The sequence below is a fragment of the Nostoc cf. edaphicum LEGE 07299 genome, from assembly GCF_015207245.1.
GTDB classification, from domain to species: Bacteria; Cyanobacteriota; Cyanobacteriia; order Cyanobacteriales; family Nostocaceae; genus Nostoc; species Nostoc edaphicum_B.
The window spans coordinates 1-2,926 of the sequence record NZ_JADEXF010000860.1 but is presented as its reverse complement, the minus strand read 5'-3'; the positions used below and the strand labels follow the sequence as shown (position 1 = coordinate 2,926).

3 protein-coding genes are annotated in these 2,926 nt (G+C 42.4%); all 3 read left to right on the top strand.

All coding sequences use genetic code 11. The features are described 5' to 3' along the window. The first annotated feature begins 674 nt into the window (after nucleotides 1-674). The gene (locus IQ229_RS21805) at nucleotides 675-1,598 is read left to right on the top strand and encodes an energy-coupling factor ABC transporter permease (RefSeq protein WP_194047321.1); all 924 of its coding nucleotides are present in this window, start codon (nucleotides 675-677) and stop codon (nucleotides 1,596-1,598) included. Further along, nucleotides 1,591-2,244 carry an energy-coupling factor transporter transmembrane component T family protein gene (locus IQ229_RS21800; protein WP_194047319.1) on the top strand — a complete coding sequence of 218 codons (654 nt, stop codon included), beginning with the start codon at nucleotides 1,591-1,593 and terminating at the stop codon, nucleotides 2,242-2,244. The genes IQ229_RS21805 and IQ229_RS21800 overlap by 8 nt, the downstream gene beginning before the upstream one ends. A 92-nt stretch (nucleotides 2,245-2,336) precedes the next feature. Next, a partial coding sequence (locus IQ229_RS21795) for an energy-coupling factor ABC transporter ATP-binding protein (RefSeq protein ID WP_194047317.1) occupies nucleotides 2,337-2,926 on the top strand: 590 nt, incomplete at its 3' end.

The following is a 2,926-nucleotide window of genomic DNA, read 5'->3' as shown; positions in this document are numbered from 1 at the left end:
GCAAAATATCCTGTACTTTTAAGTAAACTAAGTCAGCAAATATACAGTTTATTCAGCATATCTTTAGAATTTTTTAATGATACTACAGGGAATATTAATTTAGTATGGAGTATCGGAAATTTTGTTAATTTGCTTATACATTATTGTTTTTACAGCAAAGTAAGAATAAAGTGCAAATGCTGATTACATAAGCTTGTTAAACCCGTAAAAACTTATTTGTTGATGCAATAAAGGATTAATTAAACACTACCAAACAAAGAAAAATCAAAACTTTTTTTGAGAAATAGTTATAGCTATTTCTTAACTGTAAAAGCAGCTATAAATTCCTATTTGATTTTTGAAGAATTGAACTACTCCATAAGGTAAGAGGTAGTTAAAGTTTCTTTATTATCTCTTTTTAGGGGTAATTTGATGAACAAAATGAGACTAGATAAGTACAGTCTCATTTTGTTAACGTTTAACAATATAAAAAATAAGCTTAACAAAAATTAATATGCTACTAAATAAGTATACTATTTAGGAGACACTCGATTGAAAATATGTCAAAAGTAACATTATAAAATCCCCCAGTAGGGGATTGCAAAAAAGAGAAAAATTTTGTTTGTTATTAAAATGATGGCGTAGTTTTATTGCTTGTTTTGAGTAAATGAACCTCTAAAAATACAGGGTAGATCATGCATATTCCTGATGGATTTGTTTCTATTCCGGTGGCCGGGGCTACTGGTTTAGCGAGTGCGGCAGCGCTGTTTGTTGCCTTCGGGCGATCGCAAGAGGCTTTTGGTATTCGTCGTGCCCCGATATTGGGACTAACCACCGCCTTCATTTTTGCTGCCCAGATGATCAATTTTCCTGTAGCAGGAGGTACTAGTGGTCACTTGTTAGGGGGAACCTTAGCTGCGATCGTTTTGGGCAGTCCTTGGGCAGGAACGTTGTGTATCGCCACAGTTTTAATTATTCAAGCTGTGTTATTTGCCGATGGTGGTATTACTGCCTTGGGAGCAAATATTTTGAATATGGGAGTGATTGGTGTTTGGGTAGGCTGGGTTTTAACCGAAACCTTGCAACGGTTGTTTGGCGGATCTAAAGGGCGCTTACCTTTGGCTGCTGGTATAGCGGGGGGTGTAAGTGTAGTGGTAGCTGCGATCGCTTGTGCCATTGAATTAGCCCTCTCTGGAACTGCACCCGTAGCAATAGTTTTACCAGCCATGACTGGTGTGCATATTTTGATCGGTATTGGCGAAGGGCTGATAACCGGGGGTGTGCTGACTTATCTGGCCACCGCTCGACCAGATTTATTACCAGGCGAACAGCAAGAGTTTCGTGGCTGGTCAGTGCCTATTGTCACCATTTTCTTGATTGCAGGGGTGCTGTCACTCTTTGCCTCAGCATGGCCCGATGGTTTGGAGAAAGTTGCCGAAAATACGGGCTTTATCGACTTAGCTGAGAAAATACGGATAATTGTGCCGACTCCCTTAGCTGACTATGGAATTGAGGGTTTGGGGCCAATTGGCACTAGTATCGCTGGACTGGTGGGAGCTGCGGTTTGCTTTGCTGTTGCCTTTGGAATTGCCAAGGTAGTGAAACCGAAGAATGCTTAAACTTTCCTTACCGCTACGCTTACAACTGTCTCTAGCGATCGTGGTGGGGGCAGCTTTATTAAAGCATTCTGCCTGGTATGGACTAAGTGTATATGGCGCGATCGCAATTTTATGGGCTTGCTTCTTGCGCGCACCAATTCGCCAATTGGGAGGATTACTCGGCACAGAATTGATTTTTTTGTCATTGCTAGCATTGCCCCAGGGATGGGAACGAGCCACTTTTTTGCTAGTTCGTTCGCTAGTTTGTCTGGTGACGATGAATAGTTTTTTGTTAACCTTACCGCCCCACAGTTTCGGCATTGCCCTAAAAACATTACCAGTACCAGCACCTTTAAAGGAAAACTTGTTGTTAGCTGGGCAATATATGGAAATTTTGCTCTCAGAAGTAACGCGAATGCGGCGCAGTGCCCAATTACGCGGTTTAAATGGAACTACAGGATGGTTGCGCTATGCCAGTGCAGCCATGATTGGAGCTTTGTATCTCCGTAGTCTAGATCGAGCAGAGCGAGTCTATGCGGCAATGGTAGCTCGTGGTTACAACGGACAATTACCCATAGATTCTACCCTTAGACCAAAAGAACGTTTTGCCGTATTACTAAGTTGGGCGATCGCTGCTAGTGTAACTCTAACTTCTTACAAAATTTAACCCACTGCCTACTAGAGACGCGACTAATCGTGTCTCTAACTAAGACGCGATTAATCGCCTCTCTACTCCCTTACATATTGAGTTTGTAAATTTTGAAATCATTAACTTCTAATCCCCAATTATCAACCCATAATCCCCATGCCGCTGTAGTCGAGGTTGAGAACCTGGTGTATGCATATTCTCGCCAGGAGCCAGTATTACAGGAAATATCTTTTACCTTGAACAAAGGCGATCGCGTTGCATTGATGGGAGCAACAGGTTCTGGAAAAAGCACCTTGTTGGAGAACTTAATCGGCTTAAAACAACCGCAAACAGGAACAATTACCATTAATGGCATCCCCGTAGAACCGCAAACTTTACCCCAAGTGCGTCGTCAAATTGGCTTTAGCTTCCAAGATGCCAACGACCAACTATTTATGCCTACCATCTTGGAAGATATTACCTTTGGGCCACGTAACTATGGGATGTCAGCAGCAGAGGCTAGCGATCGCGCTAGGCAGTTATTAGCTGATTTTGGTCTAGAAGCCTACGCCAATCGTTCCGCCCACGAACTTTCTGGTGGACAAAGACGCCTAGCCGCCCTAGCCTCAATTTTAGCCCTAGAACCAACAATTTTAATTTTGGATGAGCCAACTAACGGTCTTGATCCAGCATGGCGTCGTCATTTGGGGCAAGTATTATT